Source organism: Bacillus sp. BD48 (assembly GCF_046566805.1).
Lineage (GTDB): Bacteria > Bacillota > Bacilli > Bacillales > Bacillaceae > Bacillus > Bacillus safensis.
The window spans coordinates 324,610-346,742 of sequence record NZ_JANGFM010000002.1; the positions used below are offsets into that span (position 1 = coordinate 324,610).

Sequence of the window (22,133 nt, forward strand, 5' to 3'; positions counted from 1 at the left end):
ATGTGAAGGGAGTTATTTTAGCAGGAGGAAAGGGATCACGACTGGCGCCTTTAACGAAGATTTTCAATAAACATTTATTGCCGGTTGGTCCATATCCAATGATTTATTGGTCATTGTTCAAATTGAAGGAAGCAGGGATTTTAGATGTGATGGTCATATCACAAGAAGAACAAATCCCGCTGTTTCAAAAGCTGCTTGAAAGCGATCAGGAACTTGGGATGAACATCGTATATCAGGTACAGCCTGAAGCGTCTGGGATATCAGACGGTTTATCCTATGCAAGGCCCTTTGTAGAAGAGGAGAAGTTTGTGCTGATGCTTGGTGATAATGTATTTGAAGATTCGCTAAGCCCTTTTGTTGAAGCTTTTCAGCAGCAAGAAAGTGGAGCCAAGGTTCTGTTGAAAGAAGTGGCAGATCCAAAGCGGTTTGGCATTGCAGAAATTGATGCTGTCCGCCAACGGATTTTATCAATAGAGGAAAAGCCGGAGCATCCGCGCTCATCCTACTGCGTCACGGGCATCTATTTTTATGATCAAGAAGTCTTTCAATATATTGAGAGAATCTCGCCGTCAGATCGAGGCGAATTAGAGATTACAGACGTGAACAATCTCTATATCTCAAATAGTCAGCTGACCTATGATATGTTAAAAGGGTGGTGGATTGATGCAGGAACACATGAATCTCTCCACGAAGCATCTGCGAAAATGTTTGAAACGATGAAGAAAAAAGAGGGATCCGAATGACGAAGTCTTATTTAATTACAGGCGGAGCAGGTTTTATCGGACTGAATTTTGTGAAGCTGATGCTTCAGTACACAGATGTCCGGCTCACCGTTTTTGATAAATTAACGTATGCCAGTCATCCAGAGGAGATGGATGAATTATTAAAGTTGTCTCATTTTCGTTTTATTCAAGGGGATATTACCCTTCAGCATGAGCTGGATCAAGCATTTGATGAAGTTTATGATGCCATCATTCATTTTGCGGCAGAATCGCATGTTGATCGCAGCATTGAATCGGCAGAGCCTTTTATTCAAACAAATGTCCTCGGAACGTATCGTATGCTTGAAGCGGTCTTAAAAGGAAAGGCGAAAAAGCTCATTCATATTTCAACAGATGAAGTATATGGAGATTTGGAGCCAGATGATCCTGCTTTCACAGAACAAACACCACTTTCACCGAATAATCCTTATTCAGCAAGCAAGGCGAGTTCAGACCTGCTTGTGAAATCCTATATCCACACTCATCAATTACCCGCGATGATTACACGATGCAGCAACAATTATGGACCGTATCAGCATGAGGAAAAATTAATACCGACCATTATTAGAAAAGCGGTCAACGGAGAGAAAATCCCGATTTATGGAGACGGCCAGCAAATTCGCGATTGGCTGTATGTAGAGGATCATGCGAGAGCTGTGAAGCAGGTACTCGAAAACGGCACAGCCGGGCAGGTATACAATATTGGCGGCGGCAATGAGAAAACAAATCTTGATTTAACCAAAACGATTTTATCGCAGCTCGGAATCAGTCATGATCAAATTGCGTTTATTCAAGACCGAAAAGGACATGACAGACGGTATGCCATTGATGCCAGTAAACTAAAAGGCGAGCTCGGCTGGACGCAGGAGACGTCATTTGAAGAAGGTATCAAAAAAACGATCAATTGGTATCAAACCAAATACGATCAGAGCGAAGAAGGGTGACGGATGAAAGTTTTAATCACCGGTGCAGGCGGCCAATTAGGGAAAGAATTGAGCAGACAGCTCAAGGAAAAAGACATGACCGTCATTGCCTTAACGAGGAGTATGCTCAATATCGCAGACCAGCAGGCAGTCAGACATGCGATGAGACACTTTCAGCCTGATATTGTGGTCAGTGCAGCAGCCTATACATCTGTTGATCAGTGTGAAACAGAAACGGAAAAGGCATATCTTGTGAATGGCATTGGCGCTTACTATACAGCACTGGAAGCAAAACGCGCAGGCGCTGATGTGTTACATGTCAGTACAGATTATGTGTTTGACGGGCAGGCGGACACCCCTTACAAAATCGATGCACAAGCAGACCCTCAAACCATTTATGGAAAGAGTAAAAAGCTTGGTGAGGAATTGATTCAGCTTGTGTCAGACGAAGTGAAAATCATTCGTACCTCGTGGCTTTATGGACATGAGGGGCATAACTTTGTGAATACCATTCTTCGACTCGCTGAAACGAAGGATCATTTGCGCATTGTGAACGATCAAATAGGGTCTCCTACTTATACAAAGGATGTAGCCGAGGCCTTGATTCATTTGTTTGATCAGAAGGCAGGCGTGTATCATGTCAGTAATCGAGAAAGCTGTTCCTGGTTTGATTTTGCGTCAGAAATTGTGATGAAAAGCGGCCTGTCCGCCACAATTGAGCCGATTTCCACGGAAGAGTACGGCTTCCAAACGCCTCGCCCAGCCTATTCTGTCTTAGATCTTCAAGCGATTGAAGCCACAGGCTGGCAGCCGAGGCATTGGAAGGATGCACTTTACGAATATTTGCAGAAAGAAGGGAGATGGCAACAGCATGATTGATGGTGTTCAAACGAAAAAACTCATGAAACATTGTGATGACCGCGGTTTTTTTGCAGAGCTCATTCGAGATGATGAACCGATACTGAAACGCTTTGGTCAGGCGTCATGGTCGAAAAGCTTTCCAGGCGTGATCAAAGCCTTTCATTATCACGAAAAACAAGACGACGTTTGGTTCTTCCCCGCAGGTCATGCGCAGGTCGTGTTATATGATTTGCGTCAGGACTCTCCCACAAAGGGGCAAACCGATGTTTATTATATGGGGGAAGACAATCCGATGCTGCTTCTCATCCCAAAGGGTGTCGCGCATGGCTATCGTGTACTAGGTGAGACGCCGCTGCAAATTGTGTATTTCACAACAGAATCGTATGACCCGAAAAACCCAGATGAAAAGAGAATCGCCTGGAATGACGAAACGATCGGGTTTAATTGGGAAACGACATTTAAATAGAGAACGGGGGGCCTTTCGCAGGAGAAAGGTCTTTTTTTGTTGAAATACATTCTATATGTGTCATTTTATGTATATGTACTAAGCTGATAAGAAAAGGGATGTGGATGAGTTTGTCTAAAAGAATTGCATTTGTAACAGGAGCAAGTACAGGGATTGGAAAGGCCATTGCCATAAAGCTTGCCGCTCAAGACAATGTAAAGGTCATCATCAATTCTAGAAATCAATCCTCGCTAGAAGAAGCGCAGCAGCACATTCAATGTATGGCAGAAACAAAGGAGCCGGTAGCTCTTTTCTGTGGCGACATGTCAGATGAAGGGGTGAGGGCTGAGGCTTTTACGGAAATAGAAAAAGAGTTTGGCAGACTGGATGTGTTGATTAATAACATTCCAGGGGGGAAGCCGGATACCTTTGATTCATGTGACAGCGAGCAGATGATGGCAGTATTTTCTCAAAAAGCCATTGCGTACATTGATACGATGAAGCGTGCGGCAGCGATGATGAAACGACATGAATATGGCCGTATCATTCAAATTGTCGGGAACCTTTGGAAGGAACCTGGTGACCAAATGTTTACGAACAGTATGATGAATGCAGCGATTATCAATGCTAGTAAAAATGCTGCCACACAGCTTGCACCTTCGGGGATCACAGTGAATTGTTTAAACCCAGGATTTATTGCTACAGATCGGTATGAACAATTTATCGGAAACATGATGCGTAAACAGGCATTATCGCGGGAAGAAGCTGTACAGGCTGTAGCGTCAGGAATTCCAATGCAAAGAGTGGGCTCAGCGAGTGAAATGGCTTCATTGGCCGCTTTTATCGCATCAGAGGAAGCCTCCTATCTTACAGGGCAACAAATATCTGTTGATGGTGGTTCGATGAAAAGTATATAGCATCAAAAAAACCCGCTATATGCGGGTTTTTTGATTAAAGCGAATCGGAAGGATGCGAAGCCGGTCGATAAACAGGGCGAGCTGTTCAATTGGAGCAACCATTGAGATGCGGACATGACGGCTTCCATGTGCTCCAAACACCCCCCCAGGCGTGACAACGACATCAGTATGTTCGAGTAAATAGTCAGCAAATGCATGAGAATGTTCAAAATCATCAGGGATTGGAGCCCATAAATAAAAGGCGCCAGCTGGACGTTCGATGGACCATCCTAGCTGCTTTTCTGCCTGACGGATGAAAAAGTGAATTCGTTCAAGGTAGACCTCTTTTAATGATTGTATGTGACGGTCATCACTTTGCAAGGCGACAGTTGCGGCTTGTTGGAATCCGCCATACATACCGACAAACACATGATCTTGGAAGGCGTTAATGGCTTGGATGATTTCCTCATTACCTACAGCAAAAGCGACTCTCCATCCTGCCATATTAAATGTTTTGGATAGAGAATATAATTCCACTCCTACGCTTTTCCCAAGAGGAGCGTTCAAAAAGCTTACGGGTTTTTGTTCATAATGAAATGAACCATAGGCAAAATCATGAATGACATGCAGTCCGTGAGCTGATGCAAAATCAGCAGTCTCTTCAAAAAATGCATCATTTGCCACAGCACCTGTTGGGTTATTCGGATAATTTAAGAAAAGAACCTTTGCCTTTTTTAGCACCTCCGGATCAATTGAAGAGAGATTCGGCAAATAGCCATTTTTCGATTCAAGTTTGATGCAGTAGGGCTTTGCGTCTGCCATCAAGATCCCAGAATGATATTCTGGGTATCCTGGATCGGGGACGAGGGCAACGTCCCCAGGGTCAAGCAGACACTGACTCATGACATAAAGGCCTGTTTTCCCCCCATTGAAAAGGGCAACCTCTTTCTGTGGGTCTATCTCAGTGCCGAACTCCTTTTTGTAGAAATCTGCAATGGCTTGCTTGAAAAAATCGAAGCCTCTAAAAGGTGCATATTGCTGAAATTGCAAAGTGCCTGCTGCCTCTTGAAGGGCGCTTACGATGTGTACAGGAGTAGGAAGATCGGGATTTCCCTGACCAAGGTTTATGATGTTCGCTCCGTTTCGTGCTTTTTGCGCAATTTTCTCAAATACGGTTCCAAATTTCTGTTCTGGCAGCCGTTCAATTATGTTAGATGGTAAGATCTCCACCACGTTACCCTCTCTTTCTATCCCTTCACTAATTCATCCATTAACTGAATAGCAGCTTGCTTCTGTAAGTTGCGGATGGATGCGGCAACATCCTGTGAGGATGACCCTTTTAATTCAAGCGACACGATGCCGTTAAAGGCTTCAAATAAAGATAGATCGACAAAGGTGCCTTTGGATGGAACGGATTCACTGACGATCACAGTATCTCCAACTAAAGCATCCTTCGGAATATGGATATGATCAATGGTGATATGTGTGGCCTCTGCCGGTATGTGTCCGCTTTCTTTGAAATGCTGAGGGTACAAATGGCAGTCTGCTATATAATGCGTATGTCCAGAAAGCAGCTCTTTTGGCAGCTCCGCTTTTTTTCCATCGACTAATACATCGATCAGCAGCTTGGCCATATCCACCCCAAACACTTTTTTGATATTCGGAATCATATTCCAGCCAGCAAATCTAGCTGCGGATTCGATCAGTCCCGTTTCTCGATTTTTCATGAGCTTGATCTCTGTATGGGTCGCACAGTTTTCAAGGCCTAGCCCTTCATTTGCCTTCTTAGCTGCCTCAATGATGATTTGCTGGGCTTCATTGTCTAGGATCGAGGGAGTAATATGAGCCGTTTCTGTAAAACCGATTTGAGGGGTCTTGTCATGAATGACAAAAGGAATATATTCTCCCTCCACGACAAACCCTTCTACACTGACATAATCAGAATAGCCATCCTCCTGATACCAATCCTCGTAAGCACCCTCTAAGTACGTTTCAGCGACAAATGGTGCTTCATATGTCACAGCGTTTGGGACGGGAATCGTTTGCAAGTAGGATTGTACGTTTAAAAAGAGATCATCACTGCCGGCTTTGTCATGAAAAAGGGTCACGCCAATAGAGCTTGCTAAATATGTAGGCTTTAAAATAAGCGGTGTCCCGATATGATCAATAGCTTGCTGGAAATCAGCTAAAGTCGTGACAGGCTGAGTTTTCACCGCTTTGACACCAGCAGCGTTGAATGCAGTCCTCATTTGGCTTTTATCACGTGCCATTTCAGCTGCTTTTACCCCAGCGCCACGCAGCCCCAGCCGTTCAGCGGCTTTGGCCATTGGTGCAATGAATAATTCATTATTGGTGGTGATGGCATCAGCTTTGAAAAAGGAAGCCACACGGACTAGGTCATCCACTACCTCTTCCTCTGATTTTAGATAATCATCATGTGCCCAGTAAATAGAATCAGGGTGTTCAAAAGAAGGGTGTGTCTCAAAATAATCACGATCTTTGATGACGGCAATGGAGTATTTTTCGATTAGTTCAGCGTGACCCTTTGTAATGGCAAAGGGTCTAGGGATATAAGAAACGATATGATAAGATGCCGCCACGCTTTCATAAAACATATGGGGCGGGCATCCTCCTAAGTCAGCAATGACAAGTACGGTTTTTTTACTCAATGAAAGCACTCCTTTTTATCTAGCGGTGTATCCGCCATCTGCTGTGACAACACTTCCAGTCATATAGCTGGATAGATCAGAGGCGAGAAACAGCATCACGCCCGCAATTTCTTCAGGTTTTCCGAGACGAAGCAAGGGATTCACCTTTGCTTTTTCCTTTTTAACAACCTCAAGACTTTCTGAATGATTGTCTAAAAAGGATTTTTCATTTAATGGCGTATCAATGATGCCTGGTGCGATACAATTCACCCTGATTTGATGAGCGGCATAGTCGATCGCCATCGATTTTGTGAGCTGGATGACACCGCCCTTCGTTGCGTTGTATGCAGGAATGTCAGGCCAGCCAACGAGACCTCCGACAGATCCGGTATTAATAATACTTCCGCTTTTCTTCTCAAGCATATGCGGCAATGTATGCTTACTCATGAGAAATACACCAGTCAGGTTGACCTGTAGAATGTGGTTCCAATCCTCCAGTGTCATCTCGTGAATAGGTGAGACAATTTCGATGCCTGCATTGTTAATTAAAACATCAATTGTCCCGAATTGGGTCAGCACGGATTGAACGGTTTTTTGACAGTCAGACTCATTCGTAATATCTGTTTTGAAAAACGCAGCATGTTCATGAGGCAATGATTCAATGAGTTGTTTACCGCTATCTTCATTGATATCAGCCACTGCTACTTTTGCTCCGTGTTCAAGGAAAAGCTTGACGGCGGCAAGCCCAATCCCAGACGCACCTCCTGTAATCAGGACGACTTTTCCGGCAATGTTCATTTCTTCACCTTAGACGCTTTTGGCTTTAAGCGGTTATAGCGTGGAGGGAAGAAGAGATTAATAGACTTTGATGCTTCTGGCTTTGGATTAATGGCGCCGTGATCTTCTTTTGGATCACAGAAGTAAGTCGTGCCAAATTCCATCTTTTCTGTAAAGCCTTCAATCGTCATATCGTACCCACCGCTAATGCAAATCCCGATTTGTTCATTACGGTGCTTATGGAAAGGCATTTCCCCGCCATTTCCCGGAATGTTGGCAATCATAAGCTCCATCCAGTCCTCCACAAAAAAAGTCACTTCCATGCCAGGAAGTAAATCACGCGTTTTGAAAATGTCTAAGAAATAAGTAGGAGGAGCCGTATATTCTTCTCCATCTTTTAATCTCTTAATATCAATGGCGATCACTTCTTCATCTGTCAGATTCGATGCGCTGTGAGGAACGAATGGTGGTGCAATATAGGCTGATTCTAATGGGGTGAGCAATTGGGTCGATTGGCCGACCGTCATTTGAAGCTCGCCTTTTAATACGATGCCGATTTGTGCTTCTGGATGCTCATGAGGTTCGATGATCGTGTGAGGAGGGACGTGTGAAATTAACACTTCCGTATCACCTCTGACAGTAGAATATTGGATGACACCATTATCCCATTCTCGTTTTTTTGCTTGAGGAAAATATAATTCTTGCACCTTTTGTTCAGTTGTCATGTTACATCTCTCCTTTTCCGAATATAGACCAGCTCATAGGAATGCTTTTAAATGTTCGAATGAAAGTGAGCCCGTATGTAGCTCTAGCCACCTCATTGGTTAAAGCGAAATCAAATTCGCCGTCTCTTACTTTTTGTGCGGCTGTACTTGTAGAATTGACAAGCTCAAATTCAGCATTTTGGTGAATAAAATATTGAATCAAATTCACAGGTGCAGGATGAGAAACAATTTTTAAATGGTGAAGCATTTGTTCTTGAAAGGGGAAATCTGGTCTGACAGCCAAACCATACATGGGCGTGTCACATCTGAATATTTGTAAAAGCTGTAGGTCAGGTCTCATGTAGAAGTGTTTAATTCCTTCGTATGCGTGTGGAACGAGAGTGTATTGGAGTGCGTTAGAGAGAGTATGTTCAATGCAAGTTTCGAATGTGTCGTAAAGGGATAGTTTTGTATGAGTGCCGAGTGTAGTGGTGGAATGAGAGATGAAATGTTTTGCTGCATATTCACTGCTTGTCCCCTTAGGGCCTAATGTATTGACTGTAAACATCTTAGGTGAAACGATGGGATCTTCTTTGAAATGAAAAACATCATTCTTTAAGATCATGTTTACCATCCAATCTTTTTCAAATTTTTACTAGATTATAAAAAATAAAATTGGTAATTGTCAACAAAATTTATAAAAAATGTATTTTATGATGATATTAAAAATTGATCTAAAAAACTGCACATATCGAGATGTGCAGTGAAATGAGCTTACGTTTCAAATGTGTTTTTATGTTTCTGCTGTAAGGTTTTTTCACGTTTATAGCTGACGAAGCTGATGAGAAAACCAACAAGCGTAATGAGTGCACATACAAGCCCTACCGTATGATAGCCGAAATGGACATAAACAGGTCCCATTAAAGCGGACCCAAGCATAACGGCAAGATTGGAAGCAAGGCTGTAAAAAGCCATCACTTTGCCTCGGTGAGTTTGGGAGCAGTCGCTCAGGACGGTGCTCAAAAGCGTGACAGATAAACTTTGCATGGCACCCCAAATAAATAAAGCGAAAATGAGCAATGTCCATGAAAACGGTGCATAAGGAAGTAAGGCAAGAACGAGCGTAATGCCGCCCAGCACAAAGAAAAGAGACCGCGTTTTGCCAAACCAATCTGCTAATTTCCCAGTAAACATACTCATGGAAAAGCCAACACCATAAGCCATGATCAGAAGTCCAGCTGTTGATTGCCCTCCGGAAAACAGACTTTGCAGGTATGCTCCTAAAAATGAGTACATGCCATAAAATCCAAGCATGTTACAAAATGTCACGGTCAAATAGGCAGGGACTCGGTCGATTTTCAAAGCCCCCCATAAAGAGCCTGATTTCTCCCTAGCTTGAGGTGCCTTCGAAGCAGCTGTTGCGACTTGTTTTCGAGATTCAAGGATGACGAGCAGCAGAACAACGAGACTCATCATGGCGAAAATCCAAAATGTCCAGCGCCAGTTCAAACTTTGACCGATAAAGGCGCCAATGGGCACACCAAGGACAAGAGAAAGAGACCAGCTCGATACAATGAGTCCCATCACTTTGCCGCGATACTCGTATGGAACCCGGTCGCCCACAAGAGCGTAGGCTGTTGGCACAAATACACCAGTCGCCAGTCCAGAAATAGCACGGCCTGCAAAAAACACGGCCAAATTTGGGGCAGCAGCACACATCACTGTGCCAACCAAAAAGAAAGACAGCCCAATAATCAAACACAGCTCTCTTGAATACCGGTCCCCTAAAGGAACGAGCAGCGGAGCTCCAACCAGCACAGCTAACCCATAAATGCTGATGGAAAGAGCGAGAATATCTAGAGAGTGCTGAAAGGAGTTTGATAAATCAGGCAGCAGTGGTGAAATCACCAGTTCCTCCGATCCCGCCGTAAAAACGCCAAGTGTGAGTGCAATGGCAAGTGTGATGGGAAATGTTTTAGGAGCCTGGCTGTCTAAAGATTCTTTCATCAAGTGATCCCTCCATACTTGCTTTTTCATTCAATTCCGTTAAAATAAATTCTACCATTATTTAGTTTTATTTTACATTTCGCATCATAAGTATTATCATAAAATACTTTTCAAATGGAACGATTTTTGGATAGGAGAGGTACGAATGAAAATCACCGATGTAGATGTGCATATTTTAAATGAATTGAGAGAAGATGCCCGCTTATCCATGAGGGAATTGTCCAAACGAGTGAATTTATCAGCACCTGCGGTAGCAGAAAGAGTGCGTAAATTAGAGGATGCAGGGATTATTGAAGGGTATTCTGTTCAGGTCAATTATAAAAAATTAGGGCTTCTGATTGACTGCCTGCTGGAAGTTACAGTGTTAAATGGGGAGTATCAGCGTTTTGTGGCTTTTATGAACGAGCATCCACGCGCCTTTTTTGCTTATCGAGTGGCAGGGCAGTCTTGCTTTTTCATTAAGCTGTCAGTTTCTTCTCTTGAAGAAATTGAAGCCTTTATTCAAGAAGTGTCTGGATTTACAAAAACCGTCTCCCATATTGTCTTGTCAGAGCACTCTTTTTCCCATCCCATTCAGGAACGTGTGAAACAAATAGAAGAGCCAGAAATGACCGTGGTGAAATAAAAAGTTTCAGATTGTTACAAAGGGCTAAAATGATCTTTATTTTAGCCCTTTGTCTTCTTTTCAGCTTTTTATGCTGAAATAATCGTATAGTAATAATTTGAGATTAAAGGAGTTCATTCTTTTGAAGCTTTTAAAAGTAATAGATTACGCAGCATTAATGGATATGCACAGAACAAGAAGCAAAGAAAGTCACTATAATAATTTGCTTATTGACGTAGGTAACAGGGATCGTTTTTTTAGTGCTCAGCCAATTGATTTACAATTTCGCATCAATAACCATACAGCAAACTTAAAAAGTGGAATATTTTCTTTCCATTCAAGCATCAAATCTGGTGAAGATAAGAATGACAAGGTTTCTGGGGAAGTGTTTTTACGAAAAGAGTCTAAGCACAAGCCCAATGTAATCTTCGTACATGGATGGCGAATGGATTCATACGACCGAATCAAGAAGATTTATCACGATAAGATCGTTAAAAATTATGATTGGAATATGTATTACTACACGCTGCCTTATCATTTCGATAGGGAGCCACAAAATTCAACATATTCTGGTGAACAGATGATTAGCGCCAATATAAGTCGAACAGTGCAATCCTCCCAGCAAGCTATTGTTGAACTTAGAGGGCTGATTAAATGGATCAAGGAAAATGAAGGTGGGGAAATAATCGTAGTTGGTATTAGTTTAGGAGGGTGGCTAACAAACTTATTAGCAACAGTTGAGAAAGACGTGAATATTGTTGTATCAGCTTTTTATGCGAACAATATTGCACATTCCATCTGGAACACTCTTCCTGGGAAGTATATACGAAGAGATCTGGAGGAACATGGAACAACGTATGAAGAACTCGACAAAGCTTGGGAAATTATGAACCCTAGTAAAGCAAAACTTCTCGTAGACAAAGAAAATGTACTCTTAATATCAGGAAAATATGACATGTATATCGACATAAACGATGCTGATACTCTGTGGAATAGCTGGGATCAACCTAAAAGGCACGTATACAGTTGTGGGCATGCTGGAATTGTACTATCTAGAAATAGAATAGCAGCCGACACACTTCAATTTATTGAAAGTAGACTAAAGAAATAAAATGATGTTCATCCTAACTACATTGTTGTGGGCCATGAGTTTAGTTTTGTTTCTTACTTATCCTGAAAATGAAGATGTGATCACCTTTCTAAACAAATACATAAAAAAGCTTCGGAGAGATCCGAAGCCTTAAGAGTTTATCATACATGGAAATAAGACGCCAGCTGCTCGTTTGGTAATCGGTTTCCAACAAAGAATGAACCGAATTCGCCGTAGCGTGCACTGACTTCATCAAAGCGCATTTCATAAACCAATTTTTTAAATTGAAGCACATCATCAGAGAAAAGGGTAACGCCCCACTCATAATCATCAAAACCAACAGAACCTGTAATGATCTGTTTTACTTTCCCAGCATAGCTTCGGCCAATTAAGCCGTGGCTTCTCATAAGAGATTTACGCTCATCCATGGAAAGCATGTACCAGTTGTCATTGCCAGAACGTCTTTTATCCATTGGATAGAAGCACACGTATTGAGAAGAAGGAAGCTCTGGGTATAAGCGCGCACGTACATGCGGATTCTCGTAAGGATCTCCGCCATCGCCGCCTCCTGCTAAGTAGTTGCTGAGCTCAACAACTGAAACATACGAATAAGCTGGAATCGTAAACTCTGCTAGTCGTGTCTTGTTGAATTCGAGTTCAATTTCACCTAGTTCTTCCATTGTCGGACGTAAAATCATGAGCATAATATCTGCTTTTTGGCCGACAATACTATAGATTGTTTGGCTTCCAGCTTTATCTTGCTCAGCTGTTTTCCATTTTTCCAATAGACCTGTGAATTCATGAATGATGGCTTGGCGCTCATCACTTGTCAGCAGCTTCCAAGCTGTCCAGTCGATTGTTCTAAAATCATGCAGTGCATACCAGCCATCTAGTGTTTGAGCTGCTTCATTTGTTGTATGTTGTTCGCTCATTTCTTTCACTCCTATTAACAGTTTTCCATCTGTTCCAACTATAACATAGTTTGTCCAAATGGAGATGTGATCAAAACTTGAACGAGGAAAACAGCTTTTATCAAAATTGATTAAATTAGTTTGAAAAATAAGAATTTAATTTGTAAGCGCTATAATATAAGTTGGTAGTTTGAATTTAGGTAGAAGAAGAGTATGCTTAAAAGAGACCGCTTTTTTTGTAAAATCAAGGAGGGTATTGAAGTGGCAGATATTTTTTCAACAGTTCAGGAAAAGGTTGCAGGTAAAGGAGTTAAGATCGTTTTTCCTGAGGGAATGGACGAACGAATTCTAACAGCCGTTCAAAAACTAGCAGATGGCAAAGTATTACAGCCAATTGTGGTAGGAAAAAAACAAGAAGTTGAAGCTAAAGCAAAAGAATTAGGTCTTACACTTGATGGTGTTGACGTGTATGATCCTCATACATATGAAGGTTTTGAAGAGCTTGTACAAGCTTTCGTAGAAAGACGTAAAGGTAAAGCAACAGAAGAGCAAGCTAGAAAAGCATTACTAGATGAAAACTACTTCGGTACAATGCTTGTGTATAAAGGTCTTGCAGACGGACTTGTGAGCGGTGCGGCACACTCAACTGCTGACACAGTGCGCCCAGCACTTCAAATCATTAAAACAAAAGAAGGCGTAAAGAAAACCTCTGGCGTCTTCATCATGGCTCGCGGCGAAGAGCAATATGTGTTTGCTGATTGCGCAATCAATATTGCACCAGACAGCCAAGATCTAGCTGAAATTGCGATTGAAAGTGCAAATACAGCCAAAATGTTTGATATCGAACCACGTGTGGCAATGCTTAGCTTCTCTACAAAAGGCTCAGCAAAATCAGACGAAACAGAAAAAGTATCTGAAGCAGTTCGCATTGCAAAAGAAAAGGCACCTGAGCTTGTACTTGATGGAGAATTCCAATTCGATGCAGCTTTCGTTCCTTCAGTAGCAGCGAAAAAAGCGCCGGATTCCGTCATCAAAGGCGACGCCAGCGTATTTGTTTTCCCTAGCCTCGAAGCTGGAAACATTGGCTACAAAATTGCACAGCGCTTAGGTAACTTTGAAGCTGTAGGTCCAATCCTGCAAGGCTTAAACCAGCCAGTAAACGATCTTTCAAGAGGCTGTAATGCCGAAGACGTTTACAACCTTGCGCTTATCACAGCAGCTCAAGCACTATAATGATCTCGACAAAGGCAGCCAGTACGATAGATTCGTGCTGGCTGTTTTTTTGATGACAAATGTGTACAATATAGGGGGAAAAGAAAAAATCTGATCGTAGATAAAGCCGATAGAATGGGCAGGTGCTATAATGGATGATTTAATACATAAGCTTCAGCATAAGGTCGCGGGATTGACCGAGGCACAAAGAAGAATTGCAGATTATATCGTGCAAAATCCAATGGAGGTCGCGTTTTTAACTGTAGATAAATTGGCGTCAAAAGTAGGGACGAGTACAGCTACCATCATGAGATTCTCTGCTGCTGTAGGGTATTCCGGTTTCTCCGAGCTTCAAAAAGAGCTTCAATCAAATATGAAGCATAAAGCTGCCCCTCAAACGAGACTTGAAGCGAACCTCAAGCATTCAAATAAAAGTAAGCTCCTGCATAACCATGTCGAGCTGCAATTTCAAAATATCCAGTACGCTTTAGACAATATCACGGAAGAAACCTTTCAGCATATTGTTGAAAAAATAGCCAGCTCCCGCCAGATTCTGTGTACAAGTGTCCGAAGTGGAAGACCTGTCGGCGAGTATCTGTCACTCGGAATTAATCGGCTGTTGGGGAACTGTCAATATATTGATGCAGACAAAAGTGACTGGGTGGATGATCTCGTTCATTTTCAATCTGATGATTTCATTATAGCGGTCAGCTATCCTCGCTATGCAAAGCGTTTGAAGGATTTGCTGGAGGCAGCGAAGTCATATGAGGTGGAAGTGCTCTTAATTACAGACAGCTACAGCTCTCCACTAACCAAGTATGCACAATATGTATTACCGTGTTCCTCAGCAAGTGTAGGCTCTCATAACTCTGTCGTATCTGCTATCTTTATCGTAGATTACATTTTAAGTGCTTTAGCCATTAATGATCCTGAAAGGACAAAACCACGTTTAGATCAAATCAATCATATGTTAACGAAAATGAGTTATCACACAACACATTAGTCGTGTGGTGACTCATTTTTTTAATTTAATTTTTTTGAAAGCGCTTTACTAAATAAAAATGAGATGGTATGATCTTATCACAAAAGTAATATATATTACTTTATATAAAAATAAATGTAATAAATATAACTCAAAGGGGATGATGGAAACAATGAGTACTGTTCAATTCGTGTCAAATGATCTAATAGATCGGGCAAGAAAGCTTAACTCGACCTTGCTGTCAGATGTGATGGGATGCACCGGCGCGATGGATCATCAAATCAAACCAGTTGCAAGAGGCATGAATGTAGTAGGTACAGCTTTTACCGTCAGCTTACGGCCAGGGGATAATTTATTTCTACATCAAGCGATCTACTCTGCGAAAGAAGGAGATGTACTGATTGTTGATGGAAAAGACCATAAGGGCCATGCATATTTAGGGGAATTGATGGCAGGTGTAGCAAAGGCTGTAGGAATAGAAGGAATCGTGATTGACGGGCTTGTTCGCGATAAACTCGCTTTAGAAGAACTGGCGTTTCCGATATACAGTAAGGGGTTTATGCCAAATGGACCTTTTAAAGATGGTCCTGGGGAATTGAATCAAATCATCTCGTGCGGCGGTGTCAAAGTAGCACCAGGTGACTTAGTCATTGCTGACGATGATGGCGTCGTCATCGTTCCAAAGGAAAAGGCGGAACATCTGCTGACATTAGCGGAAGAGAAACAAGCGTATGAAAATCAGAGATTAAAAACGATTCAACAGTATGTGGACGAAGGAAAGCAAGACATCAGTCTTTTAGCACCGGCATGGCTGGAAGGCAGAATGAAAAAATATCAGGGATAGGGGAGAATCTGTGATGAAGATAGGCTTTATCGGATATGGAGAAGCAGCATATGAGCTGTCAACGGGATTGAAAACAGAAGGATTAGATCAATTTTATGCGTATGATGTACTATTACAAAACGAGAAATTGGCTGGCGCGTTGAAGGAAAAAGCATCGCAGACAGGAGTTCAATTAACCAGCAGTATTAGCGAAGTTGTTGAGAAATCTGATATTGTGATTGCTGCTGTGCCAGCGAATAAAACCTTAGAAGTGGCCCAATCCGTATCGGGAAGTTTGAAAGAGAATCAAGTATATGTGGATGTGTCGGCATCAACACCAGACATCAAAAAACAAGTGGCAAACGAAGTTGAAAAGCAAAAAGCTCTATTCGTAGATGCTGCCATGCTAGGGCCTCTTCCAGTCAACAAACACAAGGTTCCGATCACGGCAAGCGGCAGTGGAACTGACCAATTCATGAAAGTAATGAATGCTTATGGCATGAATATTAAAAAAATCAGTGACCAGCCAGGAGATGCTTCGGCTTTGAAACTGATCAGAAGCGTTTATATGAAGGGGATCGTTGGTCTCATGATTGAATTTTTGGAAATTTCAAAAAAATACAACGTGGAACATCAAGTGATTTCTTCACTTAGCGATACAATGGATAGCAAAAGTTTTGAAGAGACCATGAATCGTCTTGTGACAGGGAGTGCACTTCATGCGAAAAGACGAGCGATCGAGCTTCTTGGTTCTATTGACATGCTAGATGAAGCAGAGGTTGATGCCAGTATGTCTCGGGCAGCACAACAAAAGCTTGAGAGATTAGCAGATTTTCAATTCGTTGAACGGTTTAATGGGAAAAAGCCGGCCAGCTGGGAAGAAGTCATTGACGTGATGCAGCAGGGTCAATAAATTGTAAGCGTTTTATTGAACAAAGGGGAGGCGAAAAAATGATATGGGTTTTATTGCGTTGATTGTATTCATAGCTGTCATCATTATATGGAATGTCGTCGTGAAACGGAATATGGGAGAAGCCATGCTATTAGGCTTTATTGCAACCACATTATTTGGCGGATTTGATGCATTAAGACTTTTCTGGGATGGATTAAAATTTGCATCCACATATGAGGTGCTCTATGCAGCTGTCGCATTTGTATTCATGGCCTATTTAATCGAAAAGCTGGAACTAATTCATGCACTTTTGCGAATCTTAAATTCGGTTGTAGGAAAACTTCCTGGTGGAGCGGCTTATATGAGTACGTTAGGTTCAGCAGTCTTAGGTGCTCTTTCAGGTTCAAATTCTGCAAACACAGCTGCCACTGGCTCTATCACGGCCTCTTGGATGATTAAATCAGGCTGGAGCCGAACCCATACGGCTACGATTTTAGCAGGGAATGGCGGACTTGGGGCGGCACTGCCTCCGAACTCTTCAATGTTTATCATGCTGGGGTTTGCACCAATTGCAGCCCTTGTATCTGAGGGAGATTTATATATTGCGCTTCTAATAGGAGGACTGTATCAAGTCGTATACCGATTTATTCTTGTGTATATCCTGGTGAAAAAGAATAAAATTCAGGCCATGCCGCCAGATGATATTCTTCCTTTTAGGGAAGCTGTGAAACAAGGGTGGAAGTCGATCTTTATTTTTTTCGGTGCCTTGATTCCTATCATTATCACAATTGGTCCGCTGGCAAACTACTTAAAAAGTAATCCAAACATCGGACCAGAGGCTATGGATCAAATTTCTTTAATTACGTGGATTCCGATTCTCATGATGTTGATTAGTTTAACAATTGGAAGAAAAAAGGTGTCTGCACTAGATTGGTCTCAGTTTTTCAAGTCTGCCATTCCTAAGTTTACAACGATCGGTGCCTTGATGCTGTTTGCTGTTGCTGCTAGTCAGGTGCTTGCTGAATTAGGACTCGCAGAAGATTTGACGCAAATCACATCAGTACTGACCATTCCGAAATGGCTTATGGTGCTCATTGTGGGTATTCTTGTTACGCTGGTGGCTGGACCATTATCTTCAACAGCCACGTTAACAGCTGTTGGACTTGTCTCATTTTCAGCTTTAGTCTCAGTCGGAGTGGACCCAGTTGTAGCTGTTGTCGCCATTCTTGCTTTTTCGTCAACAGAAGGTGCTTCCCCGCCGGCATCAGGATCGATTTTCATTGCTTCTGGTCTTGCAGGAGCCAGACCGGAGAAAACATTTATACCGCTGATTCTCTACTATATGCTGCCGATCGTAGGAATTGGCTGGCTCATCGGAATGGGAATACTTCCAGTATAGAAAGGAGAAACACATGAGAGCATTGATGGAATTTTTATTTAAAGTGCTGCTTGTCCTGTTCTTAACGTCAGGAGCTCTGTTGGTATTCGGTCAAATACTAGGGATTCTTTTGCAAAAGGGAGATATGATTATTGCAAGTACGAACCTATTCAAAAACCCAACACTGGTGTTAAGTGCCTTTTTCAGTCTTGTTGGTTTCTCTCTAAATTATATTCCTGAAAAGAAAGACACCTCATTTAGCGATCATCCATCAGCAACAGCAGGTGATTCGCTCAAATAAGCAATAAAAAGCTGGATTCAGTAAATGGATCCAGCTTTTTTGTGCGCGAGAAATAGGTATTAAAACCCAATACATACGATTCATTTTTTGGTAAATTCACTTTCAATCATATGCCTCTCGTGCTAGTAAATGGTAACATAACGAAGGACTATTTAAGGAATAGAGGTGTTTGATCATATCTGGAGCAATCATCGGTTATAAAGCAGCCTTGTATTCGTTAAAGGCAGATATATCTATAAAAAAAGAACAAATTATCGAACTTAGCATGTGCCGCAAAGAAATCAAAGAGGCAAAATGGGCCCTGTCAGATGCAAGTAAGAAAATCACTCATCCAGATCTGACATCACATACATGGTTTGGCCATTTGGCAGACAAGTTTGATGACATTCGAGACGAAATGGCTTCTGCTAGTCAGGAAATAAAAGGTGTACAGCTGACCAATCTATTAAATCGAATCGATGAGAAAATCAGTGATCTAACATCGGAGATCCATTCGTTAGAACATGAAATTCATTCGGTGGAAAGAAAAATAGAGAAAGAAAAGCAGAAACAACTGGAAGAAAAAAGAGGGTAGTCACATGAGCAGAGAAATTAAAATAGATGCCAGTCAGATCAAACGAGTATTACAGCATGCAAAACAATCAGGCGCTCAAATGAATGCAGCACTTCCAACAACCACCAAAGGAAGAAACCAGCTCCTGACGGCAGACACATTAGAAAAGATCAATCAGCAGCTGAACGAATTAAGTACATCCTATATAGGCATTCTTCAGAAACAGCTTGCACAAACAGAACAAGCGGTGAACACCATGATTGAAACGGACAAGGCGCTTGCTTCCCGCAGTAAAAGAAAATAAAGGAGAACGCAATGAAAACCCTTGACGCCTTTGCGCTAATAAATGGAATAGATCAAACGCTGAATGCGTTAAAGCAGCAGTCACAGCAAATCAGCTCCCTAGAAAAACAAATCAATCACATCATCTCACTCGATGGCGCACTAAAGGGAGAGGCGGGACAAGCCATCCGCGCCTTTTATTCAGAATGCCATATTCCCTTCCTGCAATTCTTTCAGGCCGTCATTGAGGAATATAGCGCTGCATTGAAAAACACAAAGCAGGCTCTTCACGCGCTAGAATCGAATGAGCACGGCTTTATATCACAAGCATTTATCGAACATGATCTTGATCAAGGCTTAAAAAAAGCTGAACGAACGATTTCTGAAATTGTATCAGAGGTAAACCACGCCATCGGCAGAGTTGGTCATATTGTTCATTTACCAAATGCAGACGAATCAGCCTTTCAGCAGAACTATCAAAAGGCATGGCTCGAGACATCAAGAACCATTGGTCTGCTTCATGCATTTGACAGGGAGCAGACAAGTGCTTTACATGAAACCAAGAGCTCCCTTCAAACAATGAAGCAATACATAAATACCTTAAGTACCATGTTCACCGGACCAAAAATCGACATCACGAGCTATCAAAAGGGATCTATTTTCAAAGATGAAAAAGAAGAAAAAGTAAGCAGCACCATCAGTGGATTGAAGGATAAAATAGACACCCCAAAAGACAATCCATTGATGATCATGATGAAGAAACTGAAAGAGAAACAACAGGCGAATGTGGAGACGGTTGTTCGGGAAACGCTGTCTAGTAAAATCAATCAAACCACCTTGACCTTAAATGGAAAAGTATACAACATAAATGAGTACAAAAAGATCAACTTCGAACATGCCAAAACGGTTGATGTCATGCGAGACGGAATGCTGTATCAGTTACGAATATCAGAAAAAAACAAAGTAACGATTGAGAGCGTTAAACCGATTTCTGATGTAAAAACAGGCGATCAACCCCAAAATATTTTAAATACAGCGGTTGAATTTACAGGAATAAATGACGCGATTCGGGTTATTACAGGAAGAGATCCGATAACAGGTGATAAAGTCGCGGATATGGATCGTTTGGTATCAGGGGTGTACATGATTCCAAGCACCAACATTGTTAAAGTGGGGAAATATGTTTTTAAGATTATCAAAGGGGAGAAAGTAGCTAAGAAGGTTGAGAAGAGTGCTAAGGGTGCGAGGAATGGGGCTAAAGATTTTGAAAAATCATTAGTGAAATTGCCTCCAGCAGAGCGTGTCGCAGCTGTAAAAATGAAAGTAAAAGAAGTTGCTAAAAGTAATGGCTTAATAAAAGATTCAAAATTAAGTAAGATTAATAGTAGGGATGTATATAAAGACCCTAAAACTGGAGATTTATATTCAGTAGATACACAGCATGGTCGTTTTGAAAAAACAAATAATAAGGGGAAGCATCAAGGAGAGGTTGATTTTGATTTTAAACAAACTAAACCTGCTGATGCATCTGGTGGTCATAATTTAAAAATAAAGTAGAGAGGATGTAATAGAATGATTAAGAATGATTGGATATCTATACAGGAAGTTGAAGATGATACTCGAATTTGGGCTGGAACCATAGTCAGAGTTTTTAAGGAGGAATTAAATAAGGACAACCCAGAAGGTAATTTCTATGATTACATCGTTTCTTTTATTTTTGATAACAATGAATATTTGCAATTAACCTGTCTAACTCAAGGGGAGGGTGGAAATATTGTTTGTGTATTGCAAACAGAACCAGATTCTAATTATTCATTAGGTAAGGAATTGAAAAGAATGATGGATGATGGTAAAAACTCTGTTTTTGTGAAATTTTCACCTAAATGTATCGTTAACTAAACCTCTAATAGGAGTTGGAAAGAGACCAGATTCTTTTCAAAATAAATGAGAAGAAGTGATAGAAAAGGTGAGTTTATTAGATGAGTGTATTGAGGCACTAGGTGAGGATATACATATTTTATATGAAGATAATAGAGAGCAAATATTAAATGATTTTGAAAATTCTTTTCCATTTACTGATTGGGGGCAAATTGAATGGAAGAAGATATCTTCTTATGAGCAAGTGGATACATTCGATGAAATACGATCCTTTTTGAATCAAAGACTGAATGAGTACAGTGATATTGTTTATGTAATTTGGGATGAAGGGACGTTACCAATTATTCAATCTACTTTAGATAAAGTATTTGAAGCTATAGATGATGTTACAGCTGTCAGTTTTGATACGTGGATTTTTTCACCATCTTCTGGATATGCGATTGAAGTTTTTCATGATGGTGAAGTAAAAGTAGGATTAAAATAGAATAGATGCACCCTCAAAAAGAATTAATTTGAGTCTCTTTGGGGGTTTTTAAATGTTTATTATTGTTAATAAAAAAGATATTCTTTCTTTTTCTACTTTATTTGATGCAATGTTAAATAATCTTTGAATGTAAGCTTGTACTTTTTTGAAATGTTTCTGTGAAGGTCATTTTAAGTTTGATTGCTATATCTGGTTTTACTGTTCTCTTTGCTAATCAATCCGGCTCACAGACAATCATCACTATTTGACTTACTACAAGCATTTTAACTTTCTCTGTGCTGAAGAACATTCTGAAAAGTACCAAGTTTAGGGGTAAAGACAAAGAAGTAAAAAAAGGATGATCGTATTGAAAATAAAAAAAATAAACTGGATTTCACAAGAAGCTTCAGAAGCTGAAGTGATTGTAACAGATGGCGAACTGGAATTAATGTGTTTTGCTCAACCATTAAATTACCTTGAAGAAAGTGAACTATTAGAACCTATTTTTTGTTTAGATGTGTCAGACTTAGTGAAAGTAGAATTGTCAGAGTTTGGAATTGAAAAATTAGATGATAATTTTAGTTATAGTTTCTTAGGACAATTAATTGATAAGCGTGATGAAAAAGTGAGAGTGGGCGGATTTTTATTAGAATTGGATTACAATATACCAGGAGATATAAATGAAGGCGATTTTATAAGTTTTAATTGTCAACGATTAGATATTTATTAGTAGGAGATTGAA

Annotated in this window: 26 protein-coding genes; 19 read left to right on the forward strand and 7 right to left on the reverse strand. The window is 41.1% G+C overall.

The features are described 5' to 3' along the window. Window positions 1–2 precede the first annotated feature (2 nt). The 5 genes from ACLGGR_RS06630 (at window position 3) to ACLGGR_RS06650 (ending at window position 3,907) form a co-directional block, all read left to right on the forward strand. The gene (locus ACLGGR_RS06630) at window positions 3–743 is read left to right on the forward strand and encodes a sugar phosphate nucleotidyltransferase (protein WP_410972743.1); all 741 of its coding nucleotides are present in this window, start codon (window positions 3–5) and stop codon (window positions 741–743) included. Next, window positions 740–1,705, forward strand: coding sequence for a dTDP-glucose 4,6-dehydratase (gene rfbB, locus ACLGGR_RS06635; RefSeq protein WP_410972744.1), 966 nt, complete (start codon window positions 740–742; stop codon window positions 1,703–1,705). Before ACLGGR_RS06630 ends, rfbB begins: the two co-directional genes overlap by 4 nt. A gap of 3 nt (window positions 1,706–1,708) precedes the next feature. Continuing rightward, window positions 1,709–2,563: a dTDP-4-dehydrorhamnose reductase gene (gene rfbD / locus ACLGGR_RS06640; RefSeq protein ID WP_142946233.1), complete on the forward strand. Its 855-nt coding sequence runs from the start codon at window positions 1,709–1,711 to the stop codon at window positions 2,561–2,563. Then, window positions 2,556–3,011 (forward strand): dTDP-4-dehydrorhamnose 3,5-epimerase family protein, encoded by a 456-nt coding sequence (locus ACLGGR_RS06645; protein ID WP_410972745.1) that lies wholly within the window; start codon window positions 2,556–2,558, stop codon window positions 3,009–3,011. Before rfbD ends, ACLGGR_RS06645 begins: the two co-directional genes overlap by 8 nt. A 104-nt stretch (window positions 3,012–3,115) precedes the next feature. After that, window positions 3,116–3,907: an SDR family oxidoreductase gene (locus ACLGGR_RS06650; RefSeq protein ID WP_410972746.1), complete on the forward strand. Its 792-nt coding sequence runs from the start codon at window positions 3,116–3,118 to the stop codon at window positions 3,905–3,907. Between the two features lie 15 nt (window positions 3,908–3,922). Here ACLGGR_RS06650 and ACLGGR_RS06655 read toward each other — a convergent pair whose 3' ends face one another. The 6 genes from ACLGGR_RS06655 to ACLGGR_RS06680 all read right to left on the reverse strand — a co-directional run bounded on the left by ACLGGR_RS06655 (window position 3,923) and on the right by ACLGGR_RS06680 (window position 10,022). Continuing rightward, complete coding sequence (locus ACLGGR_RS06655) at window positions 3,923–5,116, reverse strand: pyridoxal phosphate-dependent aminotransferase (protein WP_410972747.1); 1,194 nt, start codon at window positions 5,114–5,116, stop codon at window positions 3,923–3,925. A 17-nt stretch (window positions 5,117–5,133) separates the two neighbouring features. Beyond that, complete coding sequence (gene bacD / locus ACLGGR_RS06660; RefSeq protein ID WP_410972748.1) at window positions 5,134–6,555, reverse strand: alanine--anticapsin ligase; 1,422 nt, start codon at window positions 6,553–6,555, stop codon at window positions 5,134–5,136. A 15-nt stretch (window positions 6,556–6,570) separates the two neighbouring features. Continuing rightward, on the reverse strand, window positions 6,571–7,332 hold the full coding sequence (locus ACLGGR_RS06665) for a glucose 1-dehydrogenase (RefSeq protein ID WP_323648587.1): 762 nt from the start codon (window positions 7,330–7,332) through the stop codon (window positions 6,571–6,573). Next, window positions 7,329–8,036 (reverse strand): 3-((4R)-4-hydroxycyclohexa-1,5-dien-1-yl)-2-oxopropanoate isomerase, encoded by a 708-nt coding sequence (bacB, locus tag ACLGGR_RS06670; protein ID WP_410972749.1) that lies wholly within the window; start codon window positions 8,034–8,036, stop codon window positions 7,329–7,331. The genes ACLGGR_RS06665 and bacB overlap by 4 nt, the downstream gene beginning before the upstream one ends. A gap of 1 nt (window position 8,037) precedes the next feature. Then, on the reverse strand, window positions 8,038–8,640 hold the full coding sequence (locus ACLGGR_RS06675; protein WP_410972750.1) for a type 2 periplasmic-binding domain-containing protein: 603 nt from the start codon (window positions 8,638–8,640) through the stop codon (window positions 8,038–8,040). A gap of 149 nt (window positions 8,641–8,789) precedes the next feature. Continuing rightward, complete coding sequence (locus tag ACLGGR_RS06680) at window positions 8,790–10,022, reverse strand: MFS transporter (RefSeq protein WP_410972751.1); 1,233 nt, start codon at window positions 10,020–10,022, stop codon at window positions 8,790–8,792. 145 nt (window positions 10,023–10,167) lie between these two features. Between ACLGGR_RS06680 and ACLGGR_RS06685 the strand changes: the two genes are divergently transcribed. Beyond that, window positions 10,168–10,647, forward strand: coding sequence for an Lrp/AsnC family transcriptional regulator (locus ACLGGR_RS06685; RefSeq protein ID WP_410972752.1), 480 nt, complete (start codon window positions 10,168–10,170; stop codon window positions 10,645–10,647). A gap of 121 nt (window positions 10,648–10,768) precedes the next feature. Next, window positions 10,769–11,737, forward strand: coding sequence for an alpha/beta hydrolase family protein (locus tag ACLGGR_RS06690; protein ID WP_410972753.1), 969 nt, complete (start codon window positions 10,769–10,771; stop codon window positions 11,735–11,737). Window positions 11,738–11,877: 140 nt separating this feature from the next. Here ACLGGR_RS06690 and hemQ read toward each other — a convergent pair whose 3' ends face one another. Beyond that, a complete protein-coding gene (gene hemQ, locus ACLGGR_RS06695; RefSeq protein WP_268427479.1) occupies window positions 11,878–12,648 on the reverse strand; it encodes a hydrogen peroxide-dependent heme synthase in 771 nt (256 codons plus the stop codon). 240 nt (window positions 12,649–12,888) lie between these two features. Here hemQ and pta point away from each other — a divergent pair, with 240 nt between their 5' ends. From pta to ACLGGR_RS06755, 12 genes are all read left to right on the forward strand, one after another. Further along, window positions 12,889–13,860: a phosphate acetyltransferase gene (pta, locus tag ACLGGR_RS06700; RefSeq protein ID WP_024423792.1), complete on the forward strand. Its 972-nt coding sequence runs from the start codon at window positions 12,889–12,891 to the stop codon at window positions 13,858–13,860. Between the two features lie 130 nt (window positions 13,861–13,990). After that, complete coding sequence (locus tag ACLGGR_RS06705; protein WP_251216102.1) at window positions 13,991–14,842, forward strand: MurR/RpiR family transcriptional regulator; 852 nt, start codon at window positions 13,991–13,993, stop codon at window positions 14,840–14,842. 151 nt (window positions 14,843–14,993) lie between these two features. Continuing rightward, entirely contained in the window at window positions 14,994–15,665 is a 672-nt protein-coding gene (locus ACLGGR_RS06710) for an RraA family protein (protein ID WP_410972754.1), read from the forward strand. Window positions 15,666–15,678: 13 nt separating this feature from the next. Next, entirely contained in the window at window positions 15,679–16,557 is an 879-nt protein-coding gene (locus ACLGGR_RS06715; RefSeq protein WP_323648597.1) for an NAD(P)-dependent oxidoreductase, read from the forward strand. A 43-nt stretch (window positions 16,558–16,600) separates the two neighbouring features. Next, a complete protein-coding gene (locus ACLGGR_RS06720) occupies window positions 16,601–17,935 on the forward strand; it encodes a TRAP transporter large permease subunit (RefSeq protein WP_323648599.1) in 1,335 nt (444 codons plus the stop codon). 13 nt (window positions 17,936–17,948) lie between these two features. Continuing rightward, on the forward strand, window positions 17,949–18,215 hold the full coding sequence (locus ACLGGR_RS06725; RefSeq protein WP_142946245.1) for a hypothetical protein: 267 nt from the start codon (window positions 17,949–17,951) through the stop codon (window positions 18,213–18,215). A 175-nt stretch (window positions 18,216–18,390) separates the two neighbouring features. Then, complete coding sequence (locus tag ACLGGR_RS06730; RefSeq protein ID WP_410972981.1) at window positions 18,391–18,789, forward strand: YwqH-like family protein; 399 nt, start codon at window positions 18,391–18,393, stop codon at window positions 18,787–18,789. Window positions 18,790–18,793: 4 nt separating this feature from the next. Next, the gene (locus ACLGGR_RS06735) at window positions 18,794–19,072 is read left to right on the forward strand and encodes a YwqI/YxiC family protein (RefSeq protein WP_410972755.1); all 279 of its coding nucleotides are present in this window, start codon (window positions 18,794–18,796) and stop codon (window positions 19,070–19,072) included. A gap of 11 nt (window positions 19,073–19,083) precedes the next feature. Further along, a complete protein-coding gene (locus ACLGGR_RS06740; protein ID WP_410972756.1) occupies window positions 19,084–20,607 on the forward strand; it encodes a T7SS effector LXG polymorphic toxin in 1,524 nt (507 codons plus the stop codon). Between the two features lie 15 nt (window positions 20,608–20,622). After that, window positions 20,623–20,949, forward strand: a complete 327-nt coding sequence (locus ACLGGR_RS06745) for a hypothetical protein (RefSeq protein WP_326135895.1) — start codon at window positions 20,623–20,625, stop codon at window positions 20,947–20,949. Window positions 20,950–21,016: 67 nt separating this feature from the next. Next, on the forward strand, window positions 21,017–21,412 hold the full coding sequence (locus tag ACLGGR_RS06750; protein WP_410972757.1) for a CDI toxin immunity protein: 396 nt from the start codon (window positions 21,017–21,019) through the stop codon (window positions 21,410–21,412). Between the two features lie 346 nt (window positions 21,413–21,758). Then, a complete protein-coding gene (locus ACLGGR_RS06755; protein ID WP_410972982.1) occupies window positions 21,759–22,121 on the forward strand; it encodes a hypothetical protein in 363 nt (120 codons plus the stop codon). The last annotated feature ends 12 nt before the right edge of the window (window positions 22,122–22,133 follow it).

Coding starts and splice junctions, on each gene's coding strand:
- rfbB (WP_410972744.1), top strand. CDS start 740: ATGACGAAGTCTTATTTAATTACAGGCGGAGCAGGTTTTATCGGACTG.
- ACLGGR_RS06720 (WP_323648599.1), top strand. CDS start 16,601: ATGGGTTTTATTGCGTTGATTGTATTCATAGCTGTCATCATTATATGG.
- ACLGGR_RS06735 (WP_410972755.1), top strand. CDS start 18,794: ATGAGCAGAGAAATTAAAATAGATGCCAGTCAGATCAAACGAGTATTA.
- ACLGGR_RS06645 (WP_410972745.1), top strand. CDS start 2,556: ATGATTGATGGTGTTCAAACGAAAAAACTCATGAAACATTGTGATGAC.
- ACLGGR_RS06680 (WP_410972751.1), bottom strand. CDS start 10,022: ATGAAAGAATCTTTAGACAGCCAGGCTCCTAAAACATTTCCCATCACA.
- ACLGGR_RS06685 (WP_410972752.1), top strand. CDS start 10,168: ATGAAAATCACCGATGTAGATGTGCATATTTTAAATGAATTGAGAGAA.
- ACLGGR_RS06705 (WP_251216102.1), top strand. CDS start 13,991: ATGGATGATTTAATACATAAGCTTCAGCATAAGGTCGCGGGATTGACC.
- ACLGGR_RS06745 (WP_326135895.1), top strand. CDS start 20,623: ATGATTAAGAATGATTGGATATCTATACAGGAAGTTGAAGATGATACT.
- ACLGGR_RS06650 (WP_410972746.1), top strand. CDS start 3,116: ATGAGTTTGTCTAAAAGAATTGCATTTGTAACAGGAGCAAGTACAGGG.
- hemQ (WP_268427479.1), bottom strand. CDS start 12,648: ATGAGCGAACAACATACAACAAATGAAGCAGCTCAAACACTAGATGGC.
- ACLGGR_RS06710 (WP_410972754.1), top strand. CDS start 14,994: ATGAGTACTGTTCAATTCGTGTCAAATGATCTAATAGATCGGGCAAGA.
- ACLGGR_RS06725 (WP_142946245.1), top strand. CDS start 17,949: ATGAGAGCATTGATGGAATTTTTATTTAAAGTGCTGCTTGTCCTGTTC.
- ACLGGR_RS06665 (WP_323648587.1), bottom strand. CDS start 7,332: ATGAACATTGCCGGAAAAGTCGTCCTGATTACAGGAGGTGCGTCTGGG.
- ACLGGR_RS06715 (WP_323648597.1), top strand. CDS start 15,679: ATGAAGATAGGCTTTATCGGATATGGAGAAGCAGCATATGAGCTGTCA.
- ACLGGR_RS06675 (WP_410972750.1), bottom strand. CDS start 8,640: ATGATCTTAAAGAATGATGTTTTTCATTTCAAAGAAGATCCCATCGTT.
- rfbD (WP_142946233.1), top strand. CDS start 1,709: ATGAAAGTTTTAATCACCGGTGCAGGCGGCCAATTAGGGAAAGAATTG.
- bacB (WP_410972749.1), bottom strand. CDS start 8,036: ATGACAACTGAACAAAAGGTGCAAGAATTATATTTTCCTCAAGCAAAA.
- ACLGGR_RS06740 (WP_410972756.1), top strand. CDS start 19,084: ATGAAAACCCTTGACGCCTTTGCGCTAATAAATGGAATAGATCAAACG.